Raw genomic sequence first — 21,864 nt, 5'->3', positions numbered from 1 at the left:
GTCGGGTTACCGGACGCCGACCGGGGAGCAGGGCCCCGGCCGACCGGAGTCCGGCCCCCAGGCACGCGGGGAGCAGGGCCCCGCGGCGCCGGGGGCCGGAGACTCCACCCCCGCCCAGGCGACCGGTCACCCGGCCCATGAGCACACCCAGGACACCGCGGGCCCGGACGGGCGTGGGGTGTCAGGACAGACGACAGGACAGCAGGCAGTGGGGAGCACATCAGAGCAGGGAACACCGGAGCAGGGTGTACCGGGACAGAGTGTTTCGGGGCAGAGTGTTTCGGGTGAGGCCGCGCTGAGGCACGGCGGACCGGACCAGGCAGCCTCGGGAAACGCGCTGCCGGGCCAGGGCGCGGCGGGCCAGGGTGTGCCGGGGTCAAGTGCGCAGAGCCATGATGGGTCGGCGCAGCCGTTGGGATCGGGCGCGGCCGGGCACATCGCGCCTGGGCAGGCCGTGCCGGTCCAGGCGCCGCCTGGGTTGGGTGGTGTCGGGCATACCGGGGAGTCCTGGCCGCGAATGTGGCAGGGGGATCAGGGGACTGGTTCCTGGGCGCGGCCTGGAGACCAGACGCACGGGGCGCAGCACGGCCACGGGCTGGGCTGGCAGTCCGGCACCGGTGAGCACAACTTCGGTGCCGCCACTGGTGAGCACCGTTTCGGGTCCGCGCACTTCGCGGGTGCGCCGCAGCAGACGCAGACCTTGGTCAAGCCGCGTGGGGAGTCGCGGCGGAGTACCGGGTTGATCGTCGGGTTGACCGCGCTCGCGCTCGTGGTGGGTGGGGCGGCGGGGGCGGCCGGTGGCTATCTTGCCGCCGACTCGCATTCCTCGTCGGTGACCGCGTTGGACGCGGCGCCGCCCGCCAAGCAGACCGCGGCCGCGCCCGCCGGGTCGGTGGAGGCGGTGGCGCAGAAGGTGTTGCCCAGTGTCGTGCAGCTGCAGGTGCAGGGTCGGTCCTCCGCAGGGGAGGGGTCCGGCTTCGTGATCAGCGCCGACGGCCTGATCGTCACCAACAACCACGTGATCGAGGGCGCGGTCAACGGTGGGCAGATCGTCGCGGCGTTCCAGGACGGGCGCACCGCCAAGGCGACCATCATCGGTCGGGACCCCACCTCGGATGTGGCCGTGGTCAAGGCGCAGGGCGTGGACAACCTGACGGTGTCCGAGCTCGGGCGGTCCGACGACCTGCGGGTCGGGCAGGGCGTGGTGGCCATCGGGTCGCCGTTCGAGCTGTCCGGCACGGTGACCTCGGGCATCGTCAGCTCGCTGCAGCGGCCCACCAGGGCGGGCGGCGAGTCCGGCACCCAGGCCACGGTCATGGACGCCATCCAGACCGACGCCGCGATCAACCCGGGCAACTCCGGTGGTCCGCTGGTGAACACGCAGGGCCAGGTGATCGGCATCAACTCCGCCATCTACAGCCCGCAGACCAGCGCCAACGGCACCGGAGGCTCGGTCGGCATCGGGTTCGCCATCCCGATCGACCAGGCCCGCCGCACCGCGGACGAGATCGTCAAGACCGGCAAGGCCACCCAGACCGTCCTCGGCGTCTCGGTCCGCGACAACCAGCAGGGCGGCGGTGCGCTCATCTCCGAGGTCGTCGGTGGTGGTGCGGGCGAGAAGGCGGGCCTGAAGTCCGGCGATGTCGTCACCAAGCTCGACGACCGGCGCATCGACGCCTCCGACGCCCTCGTCGCCGCGGTCCGCTCCAAGGCGCCCGGTGACAAGGTCACCCTGACTCTCGCCGACGGCCGCACGGTCGACGCGACTCTCGGCGGCCAGCCCGTCGACCCACAGTAGAAGACGCTCGGGTGCTCCGCGCCCGAGACCAGCCCCGGTTCGCTGCCCCCGAACCGGACAGGGCCCCGGAACCCGGAGCCCGACCCAGGAGCCGCACGCGGATGGCAATCCCCTCGCCTGTCCGCTGCGGCTCCTGTCGTGTCCACCCCTGGGTCGCCGATGCGGGTCGGGTCACACAGTGTGGTCGGGTGGCGAGGTGGGGTGTGGTTGAACCAGTGCGAGACGGGCTCGTGTTGGTGTGAAACCGGTTCATTGCCGTGGGTGTACGGGCAGGCGGGATGTCTTCCCAGTTTGGGTCTCCGCAGGTAGATCGACTCGTCGAAGGGTTGTTCCCACTCCGTTTCACTAGGGTTCGCGCGAAGTTCCACTGTGGAGTCGCCGGGTTGGGAGCGCGACCAATGGGCCGTTCCGGGGATTCGCTGGTTCTGACGTGGACGGTCAAACCGTTGTTGTGGTGTACAGCGGGAGATCACGAATCGGGGGCTGCGCGCGGAAGGGGGAGCGTGGTCGTGACAATGGGGTCATGGCATCGCCGTTGCGGAGACTGCGCGACACCCTCGGGGGTCCGGTGCGCCTGCCGGTCGGGCTGGTCGCCGCGGCGGTGTGTCTCGGGGTGGCGTTGTTGCACGCGACCGTGTTGAGCGTGCGGATGCCGGACGGGTTGGCGCCCGCGCATGCCTTTCTCGTCCGGTGGGCGCATCCGGCCGTGTGGGTGGTGTTGGCGCTGGTCTGCCTGGAGTACGCGCTGCGCGCGGAGCGGGTCGTGCTGTCCCGGACGGCGATGGTGGCGGTGGGGCTGTACCTGGCTTTCCTGCTCGGGTTGAGCTTCGCCTGATCGTCAACGCCGGTGGACGAACCGGCCCGGCGCGGGCAGTAGACCGAACGGGTGGTGGGTTTGGTGATGATCAGTCCACATCGGCCGTCCGGATGCGACGTTTTCGTGAGGCGGGCACGCGTTCGGGCGGGTGGCGACGCGCTGTGACCGGGTCCACCTCCGAGGGCTCCTGGTCGGCCCGGCGGCTACGGTGGAGCGCATGGAACGCAGCGCGCAGCGGCTTGGCAGGGCACTGGTCGTGATCGTGGACGACCGGGTGGCGCATCGGGAGCACGAGGACACGTTCGGCCCGCTGGTGACGGAGCTGCTGGAGGAGGCGGGCTTCATCGTCGACGGTGTGGTCTCCGTGGTCGGCGAGACCGTGGCGATCCGCAACGCGCTCAACACCGCCGTGATCGGCGGGGCCGACCTGGTGGTCACCGTCGGCGGCACCGGGGTGTCCCCGCGCGATGTCACCCCGGACGCCACCCAGGGCGTGCTGGACCGGCCGGTCCCCGGCATCGCCGAGGCCATCCGCTCCTCCGGCCTGGCCGCGGGCTCGGTGGACGCGGGCGTCTCCCGCGGGCTGGTCGGCGTCTCCGGCAGCACCCTGGTGGTCAACCTGGCGGGCTCCCGGGCCGCTGTCCGGGACGGTATGGCCACCCTGTCCGCCCTGGTCCCGTACGTGATCGGCGAGCTGTCCGGTCTTGAGGGCAACTGACCGACGGGCATGGCGAGCACCGACGACACCCCACCGCCCGACGGCCAAGAGCTGGCCGACGGCCAAGAGCGGATAGCCGCGGGCGAGGCGGGCGCGGGCGACGGCGAGGACGAGACCGGGCAGGCCCGGCCGCGGGTATCGCGGCCGGACCTGGACCGGATCTTCGGGGACGTCCTCCCGGACACCACGTCCGACGAGCGCGGACCGGGCCGGGACTCCCGGGGCACCGACGACTGGTACCTGGGCAACCGTCCGCCGCACCACGGCGGTTGACCGGCGCCCCGGATGGTCAGCGGCTCTGCTGGTGCTTGAGCAGGTCGCGGATCTCCTTGAGCAGCTCCACATCGGTGGGCTCGGCCGGGCCGGGCTCCTGCCCGCGCTTGCGGCGCTCCTGGATGTGCTTGACCGGCAGCACGATCAGGAAGTAGATGATCGCCGCCACGATCACGAAGTTGATCGCGGAGTTGATCACACCGCCGAAGTCCAGGAACGTCGTCTCCTTGCTGCCGATGATCCGGAAGCCCAGCCCGTCGGCGGCGCGCGCGCCGCCCGCGGAGTTGAGCAGTGGCTTGAGCAGGCCGTCGGTGAACGACTTGACGACGTCGGTGAAGGCCGCGCCGATCACCACGGCGACCGCGAGGTCGATGACGTTCCCGCGCATCAGGAAGTCCTTGAAGCCCTTCAGCACGTCTGCGCTCCATTCTCGGCGAGGACGGTGGGTAGCCGTCCGGGGTCCAGGGCTACCGGAGCGTAACCGCCACCGGACCGGCCAACGCCGCCGAGGCGACCATGGTCGCGGACTCCCTGGGCAGCGCCAGGACCACCAGGTTCCCCGGCTCTCCCGGCCGCCCCGGGCGGACCGTCACCACGGCCGCGTCCCGGGCCAGCACCGCCGCCCGGCCGCCCGGATCGGCGCTGATCACGTCGACCCGGACGCCGGGCCGCAGCAGCCCGGCCACATCGGGGTCGGCGAGCCGGATCGCCACCGCGGCCGCGCCCGATCCGGCGGTGGCGGTGGTGTTCTCCGCGCCGACCAGGCGCAGCCGGGTGATCGGCTCGCCCGGTCCGATCGCGGCGGCGGGCACCCGGCCGATGGCGTCCAGCGGGTCGCCGAGCGCGAACTCCGGGCGCAGGTCGGGTGGGGCGCGGAGTACCCGGACATCGGCGGCGGTCAGCGCGGTCCCTGGCGCGAGCACACGGGTGGCGACCAGCAGCGGCTCGGCGGGGGACGGCGGGCGCAGGGCCAGCGCGGTGGCGGCGGCGCACAGCAGGACCGCCAGTACGCGGCGGGGCCGCAGGGCACGCGGGAACTTGCGGATGGTGGCGCGCACGCGGGCCACGTCGAAGCCGGACACGGGGTTCCTCCACAGGTCGGGTCGGGTTTACGACTCGACGTTAGGAAGGAACCCCGGCGGCGGGCACTCGGCGTCGTCCGGCTGTGGACAACTCCGGGGGATGTGGATAACTCAGGAGGCCTTGGCGGCCGTCGTCGTGGTGCTCGCGGACTTAGCCGTACTCCCGGACTTGGCCGTACTCCCGGACTTGGCCGTACTCCCGGACTTGGCCGTGGTCGACGACGAACCGGAGTCCGAGGAGGTCGAGGACGAGGACGACGACGTGGACTCGCTCTTCGCCGTGGACGGCGAGGACTCGGCCGAGGTGCCGGTGGTCGCTGACGTGCTCTTGCCGCCGGACCGGCTGTCGTTGCGGTAGAAGCCGCTGCCCTTGAACACCACGCCCACGGAGCCGTAGAGCTTGCGCAGGCGTCCCGTGCATTCCGGGCACTCGGTCAGCGCCGAGTCGGTGAACGACTGCACCGCCTCGAAGCGGTGCTCGCATGCCGTACAGGCGTACTGGTACGTGGGCACGGGGTGGTCTTCCTTTCCGACCTTGGCACTCGATCCGAAAGAGTGCTAACCGATTCTGCGGCAACGCGCACACGTAGCGCAAATGTTCCTGACAGAAGTCACAGCAGCACGGACACAACCTGTTACGGACCGCGCGCGTGCACCGGGTTCACCGCAGCCGGAGTAAGCCCCGTCCGGGCGTGAGAACACCGGTCACCATCACGTCGTGCGGTTCCGCGGGCAGCTGGTCGAACAGCTCCGGGTCGCGCACCACCGCGACCAGCGGTGTGCCCGGCGTCGCCAACGACAACGACCGGTCGTAGTACCCCGCCCCGCGCCCCAACCGCGTGCCGTTGCGATCCACTGCCAAGGCAGGCACCAGCACCACATCCGCGATCCGCAGCGCCGACTCGCCCAGCCGCTCACCGCTCGGCTGGTACAGCCCGTACGGTCCCGGCCGCAGGTACTCCCGGCCGTCGTACCAGGCCCAGTCCAGCGGACCCCGCCCGGACACGATCGGCAGCAGTATCCGCACCCCGTGCTCGGCCACCTCGTCGAGCATCTGCACCGAACCCGGCTCCGACCCGATCGGCACGTACGCGCACAGCGTCTGTCCGGTCCCGACCACCCGCCCGCTGGTCAGCAACGCCGTCAACCGCATGGCCTCCGCGAAGCGCACCCCGGCGGGCACCCGGCGGCGCTCGGCGAGCAGGGCCCGCCGCCATTGGTCCTTGGTCCACGCGCGAGTCGCATCGAGATCATTCCCAGGCCCGGCCACAGGACTGAGGTTAGGCTGCGTGTCCATGAGCGCGTCGACCGCATTCACCGCCGCCATCGTGCCCGCGGCGGGTCTGGGCACCCGATTCCTGCCCACCACCAAGGCCGTTCCCAAGGAGCTCCTGCCGGTGGTCGACACCCCCGGCATCGAGTACGTCGCCGCCGAGGCCGCCGAGGCGGGCGCCGAGCGGCTGATCATCGTCACCTCGCCCGGCAAGGACGCCGTCGCGCAGTACTTCCAGCCCCGGCCCGACCTGGAGAAGACCCTCGCCGACCGTGGCAAGGCGGCCCTGCTCGAAAAGGTCCGCCGAGCCCCCGGACTGCTCGCCGTGGAGACCGCGATCCAGGAGGAGGCCCTCGGTCTCGGCCACGCGGTCGGCTGCGCCGAACCCAACCTGCGCCCCGAGGACGAGGCTGTCGCCGTCCTGCTGCCCGACGACCTGGTGCTGCCGACCGGTGTGCTGGCCAGGATGGCCGAGGTGCGCGCGGCGAAGGGCGGCACCGTCCTGTGTGCCTTCGACATCCCGCGCGCGGAGATCTCCGCCTACGGCGTGTTCGACGTCGAGGAGACCGGCGACCCGGACGTCAAGAAGGTCAACGGGATGGTGGAGAAGCCGCCAGCCGACCAGGCCCCGTCGACCTTCGCCGCCGCGGGCCGCTACCTGCTCGATCGGGCGATCTTCGACGCGCTCAAGCGGATCACCCCGGGCGCGGGCGGCGAGCTCCAGCTCACCGACGCCATCGCGCTGCTGATCTCCGAGGGCCACCCGGTGCACGTGGTCGTGCACCGGGGCGGCAGGCATGACCTGGGAAATCCTGGCGGTTTCCTGCGCGCCGCCGTGGACTTCGCGCTCGACCATCCGGAGTATGGGCCCAGCCTGCAGGCTTGGCTGCGGGAACGAATCGGCTCCCAGTGAACGAACATAAGGTGACCGGATGAGGTCTGTCGACGAGCAAGTCGCACGGGCGTTGGCCGCCGCGGTGCGGCCAGCTCCGGTGCGCGTCGCCATCTCCGAGGCGCAGGGCCTGCTCTGCGCCGAGGAGGTGGTGGCCGAGCGGGCATTGCCCGGGTTCGACCAGGCGGCGGTGGACGGGTACGCGGTGCGCAGCGTGGACACCCAGGCCGCCGGGGTCGAGCCGGTGGTGCTCCCGGTCGTCGGCGAGATCGCCTCCGGATCCCGGCAGCCGCGCCGGTTGCAGCCCGGCCAGGCGGTCCGGGTGGCGACCGGCGCGCCGCTGCCGACCCTGGCCGACGCCGTGGTGCCGACCGGGTTCACAGACGGCCACCACGCCCGGGTGACGATCAACCAGCCGGTGCCGTCGGCCGCGTACGTCCGGCGCACCGGCGAGGACGTGCAGACCGGCGACGTCGCCGTGCGGCGCGGCGCGGTGATCGGCTCCGCCCAGGTGGGGCTGCTGGCCGCGGTCGGCCGGTCCAAGGTGCTGGTCTACCCGCGGCCCCGGGTGTCGGTGATCTCGCTCGGCGACGAGCTGGTGGACATCGACCGCACCCCGGGCGAGGGGCAGGTCTACGACGTCAACTCCTACGCGCTGGCCGCGGCCGCGCGGGACGCGGGCGCGGAGGTCAACCGGGTCGGCATCGTCAGCACGGACACCCGGCGGCTGCGCGAGGTGGTGGAGAGCAGGCTGCTGCTGTCCGAGATCGTGGTGATCTCCGGCGGGGTGGGCGGCGAGCTGGCGCACGAGGTCCGCGCCGCGCTGCGCGACCTCGGCGAGGTCGACCTGACCCGGGTCGCCATGCACCCCGGCTCGGTGCAGGGCTTCGGGCGGCTGGGCCCGGACGCGGTGCCCACGTTCCTCCTGCCCGGCAACCCGATGAGCGCCCTGGTGGTGTTCGAGGTGGTGGTGCGGCCGCTGATCCGGGCCGCACAGGGCAAGCGCAACCCGCACCGGCGGGTGGTGAGCGCGCGGCTGCTGTCGCCGGTCAGCTCCACCAAGGCCAGGCGCGGGTTCCTGCGCGGGCAGCTGCTGCGCGACGAGGCCAACGGCGAGTACCTCGTGCAGCCGCTGGGCCAGTCCGGTTCGCACCTGCTCGCCTCGTTGGCCGAGGCCAACTGCCTGGTCCTGGTCGACGAGGAGACCACCGAGATCTCCGTCGGCGAGCAGGTCCGGGTCACCTTCCTCGCCCAGCGTGGCTAACGGCCAACCGATCGGGCGACACCCCGGCTGGCCCGCCCGGCTGGGGCCGCTGACGGTGCCCGGTGGCGTGGTCGAGGTGCGCGCGCCCAGGCTGCTGGACGGTCGCGCGTGGAGCCGGGTACGCCTGCGCGACCAGGCCTACCTGCAGGAGTGGGAGCCCACGGCGCCCGGGACGTGGGCCGAGCGCAACGCCACCTCGGCCTGGCTCGGCCAGTGGTCCACGCTGCGCGCGCTGGCCCGGCGGGGCATGTCGCTGCCGTTCGTGATCACCGTGGACGGGCGGCTGGCGGGGCAGGTCACGGTGGGGAACGTGGTGCGCGGCGCGCTGTGCTCGGCGTGGGTGGGCTACTGGGTGGCATCGGACGCGGGTGGCGGGGGCGTGGCCACGGCCGCCGCGGCCCTGGTCGTGGACCACTGCTTCGGTCCGGCGGGGCTGCACCGGATCGAGGCGACGGTCCGGCCGGAGAACATCGCGAGCCTGCGGGTGCTGGCCAAGCTGGGTTTCCGCGAGGAGGGCCTGTTCCGTCGTTATCTGGACGTCGCGGGTGCCTGGCGTGATCACCGGTGTCTGGCCCTGACTACTGAGGACATTCCGACCGGTTTGGTGAACCGCCTGGTCACGGCCGGAAAAGCGGTTATCCCGCAGCTCGGTTCAGGTTAATCTGCGGACAAGTTCGATCAGTGCCGTTACGAGACATGGTCCACAAGCGAACTACCCGATCGGGTGGGCCTGGTCGGCGCGCCTCCGCCACACGTGTGACTGTTGTGACTAACGTGGCGAAGGAAGGCTGGGGGAGACGGAGCAAGGGGGAGGTGCCGGGACATGCCGAGCTCGTTGATCGTGGTCGGACTCGTGGTGGCGTGGCTCGTCGTGCTCGTCCCCATGGTCGTGCGCAAGCGCCAGGAGATCGCCCGCACCACCGACACCGCCCTCTCCGCCCGGGTGGTCCGCAGCGGTGCCGCCGTCGACCAGGACGCCGGGCCCGCCCCGGCCGAGGAGTCCGACGGCGAGCCCGAGGAGGAGTTCGCCATGGCCGAACCCGAGCCGGAGACCCCCGCGACCGACCCCGACACCCGCCGCTACCGCCCCGGCCGCGGCGGCTACGACCCGGAGGCCGCGGCCCGCACCGCCCGCGCCAAGTACGGGTTCCGCCAGCGCGTCGTGGTCCTGATGCTCGTGGCCGCCATCGCCACCGGCGTCGGCGCGGGTCTGGTCGCGCCCATGCTCTGGTGGGCGCACGGGCTGCTGGACGCACTGCTGGTCGGCTACCTCAGCTACCTGCGTCGCCAGGTCCGCATCGAGGAAGAGATCCGCGACCGCCGCGCCGCCCGCATGCAGACCACCCGTCGCTCGCACGCGCGCCCGGCACCGGAGCACGCGTACGAGGACGACGAACCCGTCACCGCGATGCCTGCCCGGGCCATCCACCCGGGCGCGGTCGTGGTCGAGCTCGACGACGAGGACCCCTGGTTCGACGAGCTCGGCGAGCCGGGAACCCCCACCTACCGCCGCGCGGTGGGCGAATGAGGACCCCGGTGCACGAGGCTGTGCGAGCGGACTGCTAAGCTCTGCGAGCACAACCAAGGGGCTGTAGCGCAGTTGGTAGCGCGTCTCGTTCGCATCGAGAAGGTCAGGGGTTCGATTCCCCTCAGCTCCACGCACTCAGCACGACCCTGCTCGCCGTTTCGCGGGGTCGTGCGTCATTATTTCTGGGGGCCGAGCCCTCAGACCCCCACGGTGCGGTCGGGTCCGACCCAGCGGTGTTGGGTAAGTGGGGCTTTTTCTCACCGCTTCGCGGTATCGCTTAGCCTGCGTTCGTTTGTGGCTTGGGTGTTCGCGGTTGCTGCTAAGGATCTTGTTGTGGCTATCTGGCTAGGTCCGGTGCGGGTGATCTGGTTTGGGGTGGGTTACTGGGGGTTGTGGGGTGTGTGCGGAGGGTTGGTTGTGGGGGTTACCGGTGGGTAACGTATTGTTGGCGTAGTTAGAACCACGTACGGGGTGGGGCGGGTAGGTTGCCTACAATGGAAGGCATGGCCCACAGCGAACCAGCACGAACAGCGGCCCACCGCACGTCATCGCTGGCGTCCGCGTCCGCCACGGCCGCCCCGGCAACGGGGATCACGATCTATGGGTGCTGCGCGGACGAGGCCGTCCTGTTCCGGGAAATGGCGCCCCGCTTCGGGATCGTGCCGACCATCAGCTCGGCGGCGCTGGCCGAGGACAATATCGGGTTGGCCATCGGGAACCGGTGTATCAGCATCGGGCACAAGACCAAGGTGACCCATTCCATTCTGCGTGCGCTCAACGAAGCGGGTGTGGACTATATCTCCACGCGCAGTATCGGGTTCAACCATATCGACGTCGAATACGCGGAAAGCATTGGGATTTCCGTCGGGAATGTGGCCTACTCGCCGGACAGTGTCGCCGACTACACGTTGATGCTGATGCTGATGGTGGTGCGCAATATCAAGGCCATGCTCCGCCGGGTCGAGGTGCACGACTACCGGCTGGACGAGGTGCGCGGAAAAGAGCTGCGCGACCTGACCATCGGGGTGGTCGGCACCGGGCGAATCGGGGTCGCGGTCATGGACCGGCTGCGCGGGTTCGGCTGCCGGGTGCTGGCATATGACAGCTACCCCAAGGCCGACGCCCATTATGTCCCGCTCGACGAATTACTCCGGCAGAGCGATATCGTCACACTGCACACCCCGCTCAACCCGGAAAGCCACCATCTCCTCGACCGGCACCGCATCGAGCACATGCGCCCCGGCGCGTACGTCATCAACACCGGGCGCGGTCCCCTCATCGACACCGAGGCCCTGATCTCGGCCCTGGACAGCGGCAGGCTCGGCGGCGCGGCGCTGGATGTCCTGGAGGAAGAAGAGGGCATCTTCTACGCCGACTGTCGGGACAAGGCCATCCCGAGCAAGCTGCTGCTGCGGTTGCAGGAACTCCCGAACGTGCTGATCAGCCCGCATACCGCCTATTACACGGACCATGCACTGAGTGACACCGTGGAAAACTCCATCATCAATTGCCTGGAATTCGAAAGCAGGAAGCAGCATGGGTAGGTTGAAAATCGGAATCATCTTCGGCGGTTGTTCCGAGGAGCACCCTATCTCTGTCAAGTCCGCACGCGAGGTCGCCAAGAGCCTCGACACCGGGAAGTACGAACCGTTCTACATCGGGATCACCAAGGACGGGTCGTGGCTGCTCTGCGACAGCCCGGAGGGCGACTGGGAGACCCGCGACACCCGCCCGGCCGTGCTGTCGCCGGACCGCGAGGTGCACGGGCTGCTGGTCCTGGACGAGGGCAAGTACGAGACGGTCCGCCTCGACGCGCTGGTGCCGGTGCTGCACGGCAAGCTCGGCGAGGACGGCGCGATGCAGGGCCTGATGGAGATCTCCGGCGTCCCCTACGTCGGCTGCGACGTTCAGAGCTCCGCGCTGTGCATGGACAAGTCGCTCGCCTACCTCGTGGCCCGCAACGCCGGGATCCCCACCCCGGACTTCTGGATCGTCGTCGCGGACCAGGAGGTCGACGCGGACGAGCTGACCTACCCGGTGTTCGTCAAGCCTGCCCGCTCCGGCTCGTCCTTCGGCGTCACCAAGGTGACTCGCAAGGAGGAGCTGGCGGAGGCGCTGGCAACCGCCCGCGAGTTCGACACCAAGGTGCTGATCGAGGCCGCGGTCGTGGGCAGCGAGATCGGCTGCGCCATCCTGGGCAACGGCGCGGAGCTGTTCGCCGGTGAGGTGGACCGGGTCGCGCTGACCCACGGCTTCTTCAAGATCCACCAGGAGAAGGAGCCGGAGAAGGGCTCCGAGAACTCGACGTTCATCGTGCCCGCGGATATCCCGGACGAGGCGCGCGACCGCGTCCAGGCGACCGCGAAGCTGCTCTACCACGCCCTCGGCTGCCGGGGCCTGGCCCGGGTGGACATGTTCCTCAAGGAGGACGGCGAGGTCGTGCTCAACGAGGTCAACACCCTGCCCGGCCTGACCTCCTACAGCCGTTACCCGCGGATGATGGCCGCCGCGGGCGTGCCGCTCGGCGACGTGGTCGACCGGCTGGTGACGCTGGCCCTGGCCGGACAGCCCGGATGAACGACGACTTCGCCTACGTAGACGAGCTGGTACCCGGGATTCGCTGGGACGCCAAGTACGCCACCTGGGACAACTTCACCGGCAAGCCGGTGGACGGCTACGTGGTGAACCGGATCGTCGGCACGAAGGCGTTGTGCGCCGCTCTGGCGCTGGCACAGGAGAAGGCCGCGGCCCTTGGCTTCGGTCTGCTGCTGTGGGACGGGTACCGCCCGCAGCGCGCGGTGGACTGCTTCATGCGCTGGGCGGAACTGCCGGAGGACGGCCGGAAGAAGGCGCGGCACTACCCGAACATCGACCGGCCCGACATGTTCGAGCAGGGTTATGTGGCCACCAAGTCGGGGCACAGCCGCGGTAGTACCGTCGACCTGACGATCTACCACCTGGACTCCGGTGAACTCGCCGCCATGGGCGGTGACCACGACGTGATGGACCCGATCTCGCACCACGGCGCGAGCGGGGTCACGGCGGAGGAGGCGGCGAACCGTCAGCACCTCTGCGCCATCATGGCGGAGAGCGGGTTCGCCCGCTACGACTACGAGTGGTGGCATTACTCGCTGACCGGCGAGCCGTATCCGGACACGTATTTCGATTTCCCCATCGTCTAGTCGCGACGGGTGATCGCAGGTGACGCCCTGGTCCCGTAAAGTCGGGACCAGGGCGTCACTTTCTCCGTCGGTAATGTCCATATCGGACAGTGCTTTGTGGACTCTCCCGATCAGTGTCCGCTGCCTGTCCGGCGGTGGGCGGCACCGTCGAGCAGGTTGGCGACGGTTCGACGCGGGACATCGGGGGCAGCAGGCAGGCCGGTCTCGGCGGCGGTCGCGAGAAGAACCGCGTCGAGCCGTAGGAAGTCGGCCAGGGCCTGCTGGGCCGGGGTGAGTGAGCCCAATCCGGGCGGCACCGGCGGTTCCAGGTCGCCATCGGCCTCGTCGTCGAAGGCGTCCTCGTCGCGTTCCCAGGTGCCGTAGGCGGCCAGCCAGGCCAGGTAGAGCGGCCGGAGATCGCCTGCCGCCAGCTCGCCCCGGACACCGACGATCGCCGACAACAGCGACTCGGGCTCGCGATCGATCTCGCTGTCCTCGTCCTCATTGGCGAAGTCGAGCACCACGAACTCGTCCACGACCCAGGCGCTCACCTGCTCCCCGACGCAGTACTCCGCGACGGTGTCGGGATCGAGCAGATCGCACGGCAGCCGGAACATCACCCGGTGCATACCCCAGTTCGCCAGGTACAGGTGGACGTCGTAGTAGCTCTCCATCAGCTCGTTCGGATCGCCCTTGAAGTCGCCGAAGTCGTACTCGTTCACGAACCGGGTCGATGTGATCGTCGCCCTGGACGACAGCGCCTCGATCTCGGCCCGCTCGTCGTCGTCCAGCGGACGGTCGATCGCTACGAACTCGTAGTACTGGTACTCGCTCACTGCCTGTCCAGTCCATCGGCGTCGGGAACAATGCGATGCCGATAGTACGACCGGCCGCTCAGCCGAAGGTGGAGTGCTTGTCCCAGAGGGAAAGCACGCCCGCATCGCCGCTGGAGACCACCGGCGTGGCAGGGGGGCGGTGGTAGAGGGCCAGGAGCAGGGAGAACAAGGAACCCTCGATGGTCGCCGTAGTCTCGGTGGCCTCGGTGGGGCGCGAGTACGTCATGGTCGTCCCGGACAGGTCCAGCAGCCAGGGCGCGGTATCGGGAGTGCGGAACAGAAGCGTTCGGCCAGGAGCGAGCAGCTCCCGCCGCGCTGGGAAGAAGTCGAACATCTCGGGCAGGGTGGCCAGGTCGAAGTACTCGTCGACGGCGTCCTCCAGAACTCCCGCCGGAACCGGGAGGTCGGCCGTGGACTGGCGCACGGCCTGCGCGGCGTCGACCCGGTGCATCAGGGTTTCGTGGGTGAAGCGACGGGCGTAGAAGGACGCCGTGGGGTCGCGGGGGACCGGGGACCAGACAGGGGTGTCCGGGGAAGTGGAGCCGAGGGCCTCGGTCAGGGCGTCGGCGCCCTCGCGGAGCCAGGTGGCCAGGTCGGCGGGGGACTTGGTGATCTCGGCGGGGAGCACGCGCAGAGCGTTGTCGGGTAGTGGGTCGGTGGCGCGGGTGCGGACCACCTCGGCGGCCCAGCGGTGGCCCTCGCCGATGTGGTGGAGGAGCTGGTGGAGGTTCCAGTCCGGGCAGGAGGGGACGCGGGCGGTGAGGTCCGCGGTCTGGATCTCGGCGGCGAGGGCGGCGGTCTGGGCCGTGATCTCGGTGCGGTACCGGTCGTAGCGGAGCGGCATCCGTGGTCTCCTGTTCGTGGGTCGCGGTCGCAGACATGACGGAGCCGCGGCGGAGTCCTCGACAGGGAGGGTGACGTGCGGGAGCGGTGGGTTTTCTCGGGGCCGGTGGCGCACCGGGGGCTGCACGGCACGGGGGTGCCGGAGAACAGCCTGGGCGCGTTCGAGGCCGCGGCGGCCGCCGGGTACGCGATCGAGTTGGACGTGCACCTGTCCGCGGACGGGCAGGTGGTGGTGATGCACGACCCGAGCGCGCTGCGGATGACCGGGAGAGACGTGTTGATCTCGACCGTGGCCGCGGCGGAGCTCGGCGGGCTGCGGCTGGACGGCACCGAGGAGGGGGTGCCGGTGCTGCGGGAGGTGTTCGACCTGGTGGCCGGGCGGGTGCCGGTGCTGGTGGAGGTCAAGGCGGGCAACCCGGTCGAGCGGATCGGGGCCGCGGTGGTCGCGGAAATCCGTCGGTACCGCGGCGAGGTGGCCGTGCAGTCCTTCGATCCTCGTATCGTGCTGTGGCTGCGTAGGCACGCCCCGGAGGTGGTGCGCGGGCAGCTGTCCGGGTCGATGCGGGGCGAGGGGTTGCCGTTGACGCACAGACTGTTGCTGCGCAGCATGCTCCTCAACGTCCTGACCCGGCCCGACTTCCTGGCCTACGAGGTCACCGCCCTGCCCAACGTCTTGGTGTCGCTGTGGCGGTGGCTGCTGCGGGCGCCGCTGCTGGCCTGGACCGTGCGTACGCCCGACCAGCTGGAAGTGGCCCGGCGGACCCGCGCCACGCCGATCTTCGAGGGCTTCCGGCCCGGATGAACCACCTGGCCGAGTACGTCGACGAGGTCGGGGTCAACCTCGTCGCCGTCTTCGTGGTGTTCGTGGCCCGCGTGCTCGGGTTCGACGTGTACGCCCGCGCCATCCGCGGCCGCCGGGCCCTGGGCACCGGGGTGCGCAGGCTGTGGCGCACCCGCACTGTCCTGCTCTACACCGACTGCAACGACGAGCTGCACACCAGCAAGGCCCTCGCCGCCCGATTACAGGAGGACCTGCTGGCTGCGGGTTTCCGGGTGCGGGTCCGGATGGCCCGCGACGGCGCCGACCTGGCGCGCTGGTCGTTCTCCCGGTCGGTGGTCGGCATCATCCTGCTGATCACCGACGTGACCCAGCTCAGCGTCCGCCCGCGCGACCGCGACCGGCTGCAGAAGCGCCTGGTCCGCTACGTGCACCGGGGCGGCTGCCTGGTGCTCGGCCACGACGTCATCTGGCGGCGCAGCCGCAACGAACGGCTGCAGAAGCTGGCGGGCTGCAGCCTGGACACCTTCGAGCGCAGCACCGAGCCGATCCGCTACACCCGGGTCGACTCCGGGCCGCGCGCCTCCGACCACACCGACCTGCTCGCCGCGCTCCCGGAGACCATGGAGCTGGGCGACAACGAGGTGGTCATCGGCAGGTGGAACCGCGACGTCGACTTCCTCTACTGCTGGGCCGACCGGCCCGACACACCGCTGGTGACCCGCCGGAGCATCGGCGACGGGCGGGTGTACTGGGTCAACAGCGGTGATTCGGACAGCAGTGGCCCGCCGAGATCCCTGGCGCGGCCGGAGCGGCCGTTCATCATCTTGCTGGCCGCCCTGATCCGCCTGGCGTGACGCACGACCTTGGCGATGGTGCCCTGCCGAGTCGGGGACGATGCCGGGCGGGGAAGTGGGGGCGGGAGGAGGCGGACACAGCCCGTCCGTGGGAAACTTGTAGGTGGCGCCGGGGTGTATAGCGGACACCCCGGCGCCCCTTTTTCGTCCGCATGCCAGCGCGCGGCGGGCGGAATACGTCGACCGTATTGTCAACAGTTCCTGTGTGGTGCTGTTAATCGACGGTCGTGGCGTTCACTTATTCGGCGGAAACGGCGACCGACGCGGAGCTGACCTCGGTTTCCTCGCCATGCGGGCCGAGTGTGTACACCTTGGCCCAGGTGGGCCCGTGCAGGCAGGCCAGCACGAAGGTGTCGGCGTTGCCGCGGAAGTGGATCGGCGAGCTGGTGTGCGGCGCCGGGTCCGGGCACAGGGCGCGCAGGATGAAGGCGCCCTCGCCGAAGCAGCCGCCCATGACCATGCCGGGCATGTGCGGGTCGAAGCCGACAGCGCAGTCGATGCGCGGGTGGTGCGGCGGCGGGGGCAACGGGTCGTCGTCGGCGTTGGCGCTCGCGGTCAGGCCCGCCATTCCGGCGGAAACCAGCAGCGCACCGGCGCCGAGGAATCCGAGTGCGCGTTTGGTGATGCCCACGTGCGTATCCTCTCGTCGGGGTGGTGGATTTACGAACCCCCGCCGCGATGCCGGCGGGGGCCGGTCGCTGGGACCTCTCGAAAACTTATCATCAATCGCTATGTGACCCGGTCGGTGTGAATTTCACCAACGGGATGGAGCCATACTGAATTCATGTGCCGGAAATGTCTGGGTCGAGCCGTGCGCGGTTTCCCGGCGGGCGGCTGGACAGCGGGCACCCGGAACCGCCAGGGTGGGCCGACACGATCTTTGTGAGGTGCGGTGACGCAGAGCTGGATCCCGCGCGAGCCGGTGCGCCCCAGGCCGGACGCCTCGGCGGTGATGGGATTGGTGTTCGGGCTGCCCGCGTTCGTCAGCAGCCTGGTCGTGGTCGGGCTGCTGCCGTCGCTGCTGTGGCCGGGCCGGACCTGGGTGCTCTGGCTGGTGATCGGTCTGTGGCTGGCCTCCGGGGCGCTCACCTTCCTGCCCGCGGTGGAGAGCCTGCTGGCCCGCGCCATGTTCGACATGCGCGCCCCGAGCGTGGGCGAGATGACCCGGCTCGCGCCGCCGTGGGAGCGGGTGTGCGCGGCGGCCGGGGTCGACGGCCGCCGCTACTCGCTGTGGGTCGAGCAGTCGCGCGAGTTGAACGCGTTCGCCGCGGGCGGTCGCACGGTCGCGGTGACCCGGCGCGCGCTCGAACTACCGCCGCGCGCGCTGGAGGCGATCCTGGCGCACGAGCTGGGGCACCACCTCTCCGGCCACTCCCGGGTGTCGCTGCTGGCTTGGTGGTACGAGCTGCCCGCGCGCGCATCGATCTTCCTGGTCCGGTGGGCGGTCCGGTTGGTACTCATGGTCGGCAACGTCTTCGCCCGCTTCGGCAGCGGCGCGGGCGCGTTGGCGTCGGTGTTGCTGGCGCTGTTGCTCGTGTTCGGGTTGGTCGTGCTGAACCCGTGGCTGCTGCTGATGCCGTTGCTCAGCCCGCTCCTGGCCTGGTCAAGCCGGTTGGGCGAGTACCGCGCGGACGCCACCGCCGCCCGCCTCGGCTATGGACCGGCGTTGGTCGACGTGCTCTCCGGCTGGCTCGCCGCGGAACGGGGAAAGCGGTCATTGCGGGTGCGCATGCTCGCCAGCCACCCGTCGACCTCGGACCGCATCAGAAGGTTGCACGGCACCCGCTAGCCCGATCTGGCCCGGGCCGAGGCACTAGGGTGGGGCGCCATGGGGGTCCTGCGGCGAGTGCCGCCCGCCGCGTTGTTGCTGGCTGCCGCGTTCATCGGCCTGGCCGTCTGGAGCTGGTCGATCAGCCGCGGCCTTGGCGTGGACAGTGTGGTCTACCGCGCGGGCGCGTTGACGGTGTTAAAGGGCGACCCGTTGTACGCACCGCTCACCACGGAGGACTCGTGGGCGCCCGCGCTGCCGTTCGCGTACCCGCCGGTCGCGGCTTTATTGTTTCTCCCGCTCGTGGTCGTGCCGTCACAACTGGGCTGGGGGGCGCTGGCGGTGCTGTCCACGCTGGCGCTCGCGTTCGTGCTGCGGGGGAGCCTGCCGGAGTCACTGCGCACCGGGTGGAAGTTCGGTGGCCTGTTGGTGGCCACGGTCGTGCTCGAACCGGTCTGGCGCTCGCTGGGCCTCGGGCAGGTCAACCTGATCCTGATGGCGATGGTGTTCGCCGATGTGCTGTTCCTGCGCGGCAGCCGCTGGTCCGGGTTGCTCATCGGGGCGGCGTCGGCGATCAAGCTGACCCCGCTGATCTTCGTCGGCCACCTCGTGCTGACCCGCCGCTGGGCGGACGCGGGTCGCGCTGTGGCCGCCTTTGCCGGGTTGAACGTGCTGGCCGCGTTGGTCCTGCCGCGCGACACAGCCGAGTTCTGGGCAGTGGGGCTTATCGACGGCAACGACGCCACTACCAACTCCTGGATCGGCAACCAGTCCCTCAACGGCATCTTCCAGCGGCTCACCGGTGAGGGCCATGCTGCCCTGGCGCTGTTCGCGATCACCGCGCTGCTCGCGCTGGTGGTCGGCGCGTTGGTGGTGCGCGCCCGGCACCGTGAGGACGACGACCTGGGCGCGTTGCTGGTCAGCGCGTTCGCCGGGCTGCTGGTATCGCCGGTCAGCTGGACCCACCACTGGGTGTGGGTGGTGCCGCTCGCGGGCTACCTGCTGGCGCGGCGGCGCTGGTGGGAGGTCGCGCTGCTGGTCGTGGTGTTCACCGGCTGGCAGTTCCCACTGGTCCCCAGCGGCTCGAAGAATGAACTGCGTTGGACCGGTCTCGACGCGCTGCTCGGCAACGCGTACATCGTGGCGGCACTGGTGGCCGCGCCCGTTGTGGTGATACTGGCGCTGCGCGGCCGCGTCCGCCGTGCTGGGGTGGACGTGGAAACGGCGACGAGGAGTTGATGCGCGTGTCCGGCACGGAAATCTCGGTCGAGGTGGCGGTCGTCGGTCTCGGACCCGGCGGAGAGGCGCTGGCCACCCGGCTGGCGCGGGCCGGGCTGTCCGTCGCGGGCATCGAGTCCCGCCTGGTCGGCGGCGAGTGCCCGTACTACGCGTGTGTCCCGACCAAGGCCATGATCCGCGCCGCCGACGTGCTGGCCGAGGCGCGCCGGGTACCGGACCTCGCGGGCGAGGTGGACCTGCGGCCGGACTGGGGCCGGGTCGCCGCCCGGGTCCGGGACGAGATCACCGACGACTGGAACGACCAGGTCGCGGTGGACCGGCTGGCAGCGGCGGGGGTTCGGGTCGTGCGCGGGCGGGCGAGGATCACCGCGCCGGGCGTGCTGGACGTCGACGGTCAGGTCGTCCGGGCGAGTCGCGGGATCGTGCTGAACCCGGGCACCGACCCGGCCGTGCCGCCGATCCCCGGCCTGGCGGGCACTCCGGTGTGGACGAACCGGGAGGCGGTCCGGGCCACCGCGGTGCCCGCGTCGTTGATCGTGATCGGCGGCGGCCCGGTCGGCTGCGAGTTCGCCCAGGTCTTCGCCCGGTTCGGGGCCGCGGTGACGCTGTTGCAGGCCAACGACCGGCTGCTGCCGCAGGACGAGCCGGAGTCGGGCGCGCTGCTGGCCGAGCGGTTCGCCGCCGAGGGTATCGACGTGCGGACCGGGGTCAGGATCACCGCCGCCCGGTACGACGGGGAGCGGTTCACCCTCGATCTCGACGGCACCGAGCCGGTCACCGCCACGCAGGTCATGGTCGCCGCCGGGCGCAGGTCCGACATGGCCGCGCTCGGTATCGGTGCCTACGGCCTGGACGAGTCCGCCCGTGGCGTGACCGTGGACGAGCACCTGCGCGCGGCCGATGGCCTGTGGGCCATCGGCGACATCACCGGCGCGGGCGCGTTCACGCATATCTCGATGTACCAGGCGGGCATCGCGGCCGCCGACATCCTGGGCGAGGGCGGTCCGGGCGCGGAGTACCACGCGGTGCCAAGGGTGACATTCACCGACCCGGAGATCGGATCGGTCGGTCTATCGGAGGCCGCCGCCCGCGCCGCCGGGCTGACCGTGCGCACCGGCAGCGCGCAGATCTCCGCGTCCACGCGCGGTTTCCTGCACAAGGCGGAGGGCCTGATCAAGCTCATCGAAGACGCCGACCGGGGTGTCCTGGTCGGGGCGACCTCGGTCGGGCCGACCGGCGGCGAGGTGCTCGGCGCGCTCGTGGTGGCCGTGCACGCCCAGGTCCCGGTGGACCGGCTGCGGCAGATGATCTACGCCTATCCGACGTTCCACCGCGCCATCGAGGCCGCGCTGTCGGATCTGCGCGGGTAGGTGCTCGCCGACGTCCTGCCTTACCTGGTCTGTCCACATTGCTCGGATGGACTCGACCAGGTGGGCAACACCTTGCGCTGTGCCAACCGGCACAGCTTCGACATCGCCCGTCAGGGTTATGTGAGCCTGCTGCGCGCCGCGACCGCGTTCACCGGCGACACCCCGGCGATGGTCGAGGCGCGCGCGGCGTTCCTCGGTGCCGGTCATTACGCGCCGATTGAGCGCGCGCTCGCGACAGTGCAACCGGGGCCGGGGTGTGTGGTCGATGTCGGCGCGGGTATCGGGCACTACCTTGCACGTGTGCTGGACGCGCGCCCCGATCGCGTCGGTATTGCCTTGGATGCAGCCAAACCGGCCTTGCGGCGGGCAGCCAAGCATGCACGTGTGGGCGCGGTCCTCGCGGACGCTTGGCAGCCGCTGCCGATCCGGACGGGCTCGGTCGGGTTGGCGCTGAACGTGTTCGCCCCGCGCAACCCGGCCGAGCTGCACCGGGTGCTGCACCCCGAGGGGCGGCTGGTGGTCGTGGCGCCGACCGGGCACCACCTGGCCGCGCTGGTGTCCACTGTGGATATGGTGACCGTCGCGGCGGACAAGCGTGAGCAGGTGGCGGCCCGGTTGGCGCCTGGTTTCGAGCCGGAAACCGAGGTGGTGTGCGAGTTCGAGCTTGTGCTGTCCCATCGCGACGCCGCCGCCCTGGTCGGGATGGGGCCGACGGCGTTCCATGCGGACGCCGACACCATCGCCGCACGGGTGGCAGTACTACCGGAACCGGTAGCCGTCACCGCCTCGGTCATTGTCAGTTCGTTCCGGCCGGTGCCCAGTCCGCCTGCCGACCGGTGATCGCGAGCAGCCGATCGTGCGCGGACGACCCCTCGGCGACCGGCAACCGTCCGGCGAACGCGGCGTCCGGTCCCCACACGTCCGGCGTGTTCGGGAACGCCTCCAGCGTCTGGACCATCTGCTCGGCCAGCTCCTCCTCGAACCGCACCTCCACCCCGATGGACCGGCCGAGGTCCCAGCCGTGCACGAGCACGTCGCCGAACATGATGCCCAGCACCTCGCCGCCGGTGCGGGACTTGCCCGCCAGCTCGTAGGTCGCCGACAGCGCGGCGCCGTCGGCGAACGCCGCCTGGGTCGCGTCAGTGGCCCTGCGGTACCCGACCCGCACGTCGTCGGCGGTCTCCGGGGCGGTGCCGCCGAGCGCCGCGATCAGCCGCGTGTGGTTGTCCACCATGTGCCCCACGACCTCCCGGACCGTCCACTTGGAACACGGCGTCGGCAGGTCGAGCTGCGCGTCGGTGAGCCCGTCGACCAGCTTGCCGGTGGCCTCGACCGCCCGTCGGTGCAATGCGCGAACGCCCATCGTT

General features: G+C 70.7%; 25 protein-coding genes and 1 tRNA gene. 18 read left to right on the top strand and 8 right to left on the bottom strand.

Annotation, left to right across the window (positions count from 1 at the left end; genetic code table 11):
- Positions 1–517 precede the first annotated feature (517 nt).
- The 4 genes from C503_RS0116605 to C503_RS0116590 all read left to right on the top strand — a co-directional run bounded on the left by C503_RS0116605 (position 518) and on the right by C503_RS0116590 (position 3,606).
- The gene (locus C503_RS0116605) at positions 518–1,798 is read left to right on the top strand and encodes a S1C family serine protease (protein WP_018683347.1); all 1,281 of its coding nucleotides are present in this window, start codon (positions 518–520) and stop codon (positions 1,796–1,798) included.
- Between the two features lie 523 nt (positions 1,799–2,321).
- Complete coding sequence (locus C503_RS0116600; protein ID WP_018683346.1) at positions 2,322–2,633, top strand: hypothetical protein; 312 nt, start codon at positions 2,322–2,324, stop codon at positions 2,631–2,633.
- A 199-nt stretch (positions 2,634–2,832) separates the two neighbouring features.
- Entirely contained in the window at positions 2,833–3,333 is a 501-nt protein-coding gene (locus C503_RS0116595) for a MogA/MoaB family molybdenum cofactor biosynthesis protein (protein ID WP_018683345.1), read from the top strand.
- A gap of 9 nt (positions 3,334–3,342) precedes the next feature.
- Entirely contained in the window at positions 3,343–3,606 is a 264-nt protein-coding gene (locus tag C503_RS0116590) for a hypothetical protein (RefSeq protein ID WP_018683344.1), read from the top strand.
- Positions 3,607–3,622: 16 nt separating this feature from the next.
- On the opposite strand, the gene mscL is transcribed toward C503_RS0116590, so the two are convergent.
- From mscL to C503_RS0116570, 4 genes are all read right to left on the bottom strand, one after another.
- A complete protein-coding gene (gene mscL, locus C503_RS0116585; RefSeq protein ID WP_018683343.1) occupies positions 3,623–4,021 on the bottom strand; it encodes a large conductance mechanosensitive channel protein MscL in 399 nt (132 codons plus the stop codon).
- A gap of 52 nt (positions 4,022–4,073) precedes the next feature.
- On the bottom strand, positions 4,074–4,688 hold the full coding sequence (locus C503_RS0116580) for an SAF domain-containing protein (RefSeq protein WP_018683342.1): 615 nt from the start codon (positions 4,686–4,688) through the stop codon (positions 4,074–4,076).
- Positions 4,689–4,799: 111 nt separating this feature from the next.
- A complete protein-coding gene (locus C503_RS44600; RefSeq protein ID WP_033400671.1) occupies positions 4,800–5,201 on the bottom strand; it encodes an FmdB family zinc ribbon protein in 402 nt (133 codons plus the stop codon).
- 148 nt (positions 5,202–5,349) lie between these two features.
- The gene (locus tag C503_RS0116570; RefSeq protein WP_051114841.1) at positions 5,350–5,958 is read right to left on the bottom strand and encodes a 5-formyltetrahydrofolate cyclo-ligase; all 609 of its coding nucleotides are present in this window, start codon (positions 5,956–5,958) and stop codon (positions 5,350–5,352) included.
- A gap of 25 nt (positions 5,959–5,983) precedes the next feature.
- Here C503_RS0116570 and C503_RS0116565 point away from each other — a divergent pair, with 25 nt between their 5' ends.
- The 8 genes from C503_RS0116565 (at position 5,984) to vanX (ending at position 12,827) form a co-directional block, all read left to right on the top strand.
- Positions 5,984–6,874 carry a UTP--glucose-1-phosphate uridylyltransferase gene (locus tag C503_RS0116565; RefSeq protein ID WP_018683339.1) on the top strand — a complete coding sequence of 297 codons (891 nt, stop codon included), beginning with the start codon at positions 5,984–5,986 and terminating at the stop codon, positions 6,872–6,874.
- Positions 6,875–6,893: 19 nt separating this feature from the next.
- Entirely contained in the window at positions 6,894–8,117 is a 1,224-nt protein-coding gene (gene glp / locus C503_RS0116560; RefSeq protein WP_018683338.1) for a molybdotransferase-like divisome protein Glp, read from the top strand.
- On the top strand, positions 8,110–8,778 hold the full coding sequence (locus C503_RS0116555; RefSeq protein WP_026316377.1) for a GNAT family N-acetyltransferase: 669 nt from the start codon (positions 8,110–8,112) through the stop codon (positions 8,776–8,778). Before glp ends, C503_RS0116555 begins: the two co-directional genes overlap by 8 nt.
- Positions 8,779–8,940: 162 nt before the next feature.
- The gene (sepX, locus tag C503_RS0116550; protein ID WP_018683336.1) at positions 8,941–9,645 is read left to right on the top strand and encodes a divisome protein SepX/GlpR; all 705 of its coding nucleotides are present in this window, start codon (positions 8,941–8,943) and stop codon (positions 9,643–9,645) included.
- Between the two features lie 57 nt (positions 9,646–9,702).
- A tRNA-Ala gene (locus tag C503_RS0116545) sits at positions 9,703–9,775 on the top strand.
- Between the two features lie 373 nt (positions 9,776–10,148).
- Positions 10,149–11,189, top strand: coding sequence for a D-lactate dehydrogenase VanH (gene vanH, locus C503_RS0116540; RefSeq protein WP_026316376.1), 1,041 nt, complete (start codon positions 10,149–10,151; stop codon positions 11,187–11,189).
- A complete protein-coding gene (gene vanA / locus C503_RS0116535; RefSeq protein ID WP_018683334.1) occupies positions 11,182–12,222 on the top strand; it encodes a D-alanine--(R)-lactate ligase in 1,041 nt (346 codons plus the stop codon). The genes vanH and vanA overlap by 8 nt, the downstream gene beginning before the upstream one ends.
- On the top strand, positions 12,219–12,827 hold the full coding sequence (vanX, locus tag C503_RS0116530; RefSeq protein WP_018683333.1) for a D-Ala-D-Ala dipeptidase VanX: 609 nt from the start codon (positions 12,219–12,221) through the stop codon (positions 12,825–12,827). Before vanA ends, vanX begins: the two co-directional genes overlap by 4 nt.
- Positions 12,828–12,937: 110 nt before the next feature.
- Here vanX and C503_RS39625 read toward each other — a convergent pair whose 3' ends face one another.
- Both C503_RS39625 and C503_RS0116520 read right to left on the bottom strand, forming a co-directional pair.
- Positions 12,938–13,642 carry a hypothetical protein gene (locus tag C503_RS39625; RefSeq protein WP_018683332.1) on the bottom strand — a complete coding sequence of 235 codons (705 nt, stop codon included), beginning with the start codon at positions 13,640–13,642 and terminating at the stop codon, positions 12,938–12,940.
- 58 nt (positions 13,643–13,700) lie between these two features.
- Positions 13,701–14,486: a maleylpyruvate isomerase family mycothiol-dependent enzyme gene (locus tag C503_RS0116520; RefSeq protein WP_018683331.1), complete on the bottom strand. Its 786-nt coding sequence runs from the start codon at positions 14,484–14,486 to the stop codon at positions 13,701–13,703.
- Between the two features lie 75 nt (positions 14,487–14,561).
- Between C503_RS0116520 and C503_RS0116515 the strand changes: the two genes are divergently transcribed.
- Together C503_RS0116515 and C503_RS0116510 are read left to right on the top strand one after the other, a co-directional pair.
- The gene (locus tag C503_RS0116515; protein ID WP_018683330.1) at positions 14,562–15,287 is read left to right on the top strand and encodes a glycerophosphodiester phosphodiesterase family protein; all 726 of its coding nucleotides are present in this window, start codon (positions 14,562–14,564) and stop codon (positions 15,285–15,287) included.
- Positions 15,284–16,120: a hypothetical protein gene (locus C503_RS0116510; protein ID WP_018683329.1), complete on the top strand. Its 837-nt coding sequence runs from the start codon at positions 15,284–15,286 to the stop codon at positions 16,118–16,120. The genes C503_RS0116515 and C503_RS0116510 overlap by 4 nt, the downstream gene beginning before the upstream one ends.
- 238 nt (positions 16,121–16,358) lie before the next feature.
- Here C503_RS0116510 and C503_RS0116505 read toward each other — a convergent pair whose 3' ends face one another.
- A complete protein-coding gene (locus tag C503_RS0116505; RefSeq protein ID WP_018683328.1) occupies positions 16,359–16,751 on the bottom strand; it encodes a hypothetical protein in 393 nt (130 codons plus the stop codon).
- Between the two features lie 261 nt (positions 16,752–17,012).
- Between C503_RS0116505 and C503_RS0116500 the strand changes: the two genes are divergently transcribed.
- The 4 genes from C503_RS0116500 to C503_RS0116485 are packed head-to-tail and all read left to right on the top strand — an operon-like array spanning position 17,013 to position 21,337.
- Positions 17,013–17,909: a M48 family metalloprotease gene (locus tag C503_RS0116500; protein WP_018683327.1), complete on the top strand. Its 897-nt coding sequence runs from the start codon at positions 17,013–17,015 to the stop codon at positions 17,907–17,909.
- A gap of 39 nt (positions 17,910–17,948) precedes the next feature.
- Positions 17,949–19,127 carry a glycosyltransferase 87 family protein gene (locus C503_RS39620; RefSeq protein ID WP_018683326.1) on the top strand — a complete coding sequence of 393 codons (1,179 nt, stop codon included), beginning with the start codon at positions 17,949–17,951 and terminating at the stop codon, positions 19,125–19,127.
- Positions 19,127–20,497: a dihydrolipoyl dehydrogenase family protein gene (locus C503_RS0116490; protein WP_018683325.1), complete on the top strand. Its 1,371-nt coding sequence runs from the start codon at positions 19,127–19,129 to the stop codon at positions 20,495–20,497. Before C503_RS39620 ends, C503_RS0116490 begins: the two co-directional genes overlap by 1 nt.
- Entirely contained in the window at positions 20,498–21,337 is an 840-nt protein-coding gene (locus tag C503_RS0116485; RefSeq protein ID WP_018683324.1) for a putative RNA methyltransferase, read from the top strand.
- Here C503_RS0116485 and C503_RS0116480 read toward each other — a convergent pair.
- On the bottom strand, positions 21,294–21,860 hold the full coding sequence (locus tag C503_RS0116480) for a TIGR03086 family metal-binding protein (protein ID WP_018683323.1): 567 nt from the start codon (positions 21,858–21,860) through the stop codon (positions 21,294–21,296). The genes C503_RS0116485 and C503_RS0116480 overlap by 44 nt on opposite strands.
- Positions 21,861–21,864: the final 4 nt, after the last annotated feature.

Source organism: Actinokineospora enzanensis DSM 44649 (genome assembly GCF_000374445.1).
Lineage (GTDB): Bacteria > Actinomycetota > Actinomycetes > Mycobacteriales > Pseudonocardiaceae > Actinokineospora > Actinokineospora enzanensis.
This window is presented reverse-complemented; position numbering and strand designations above follow the sequence as displayed.

Bases quoted from the DNA above. Each gene is read 5' to 3' on its own strand.
- C503_RS0116605 (WP_018683347.1), top strand. From the start codon at position 518: ATGTGGCAGGGGGATCAGGGGACTGGTTCCTGGGCGCGGCCTGGAGAC.
- C503_RS0116600 (WP_018683346.1), top strand. From the start codon at position 2,322: ATGGCATCGCCGTTGCGGAGACTGCGCGACACCCTCGGGGGTCCGGTG.
- C503_RS0116595 (WP_018683345.1), top strand. From the start codon at position 2,833: ATGGAACGCAGCGCGCAGCGGCTTGGCAGGGCACTGGTCGTGATCGTG.
- C503_RS0116590 (WP_018683344.1), top strand. From the start codon at position 3,343: ATGGCGAGCACCGACGACACCCCACCGCCCGACGGCCAAGAGCTGGCC.
- C503_RS0116565 (WP_018683339.1), top strand. From the start codon at position 5,984: ATGAGCGCGTCGACCGCATTCACCGCCGCCATCGTGCCCGCGGCGGGT.
- glp (WP_018683338.1), top strand. From the start codon at position 6,894: ATGAGGTCTGTCGACGAGCAAGTCGCACGGGCGTTGGCCGCCGCGGTG.
- sepX (WP_018683336.1), top strand. From the start codon at position 8,941: ATGCCGAGCTCGTTGATCGTGGTCGGACTCGTGGTGGCGTGGCTCGTC.
- vanH (WP_026316376.1), top strand. From the start codon at position 10,149: ATGGCCCACAGCGAACCAGCACGAACAGCGGCCCACCGCACGTCATCG.
- vanA (WP_018683334.1), top strand. From the start codon at position 11,182: ATGGGTAGGTTGAAAATCGGAATCATCTTCGGCGGTTGTTCCGAGGAG.
- vanX (WP_018683333.1), top strand. From the start codon at position 12,219: ATGAACGACGACTTCGCCTACGTAGACGAGCTGGTACCCGGGATTCGC.
- C503_RS0116520 (WP_018683331.1), bottom strand. From the start codon at position 14,486: ATGCCGCTCCGCTACGACCGGTACCGCACCGAGATCACGGCCCAGACC.
- C503_RS0116510 (WP_018683329.1), top strand. From the start codon at position 15,284: ATGAACCACCTGGCCGAGTACGTCGACGAGGTCGGGGTCAACCTCGTC.
- C503_RS39620 (WP_018683326.1), top strand. From the start codon at position 17,949: ATGGGGGTCCTGCGGCGAGTGCCGCCCGCCGCGTTGTTGCTGGCTGCC.
- C503_RS0116490 (WP_018683325.1), top strand. From the start codon at position 19,127: ATGCGCGTGTCCGGCACGGAAATCTCGGTCGAGGTGGCGGTCGTCGGT.
- C503_RS0116480 (WP_018683323.1), bottom strand. From the start codon at position 21,860: ATGGGCGTTCGCGCATTGCACCGACGGGCGGTCGAGGCCACCGGCAAG.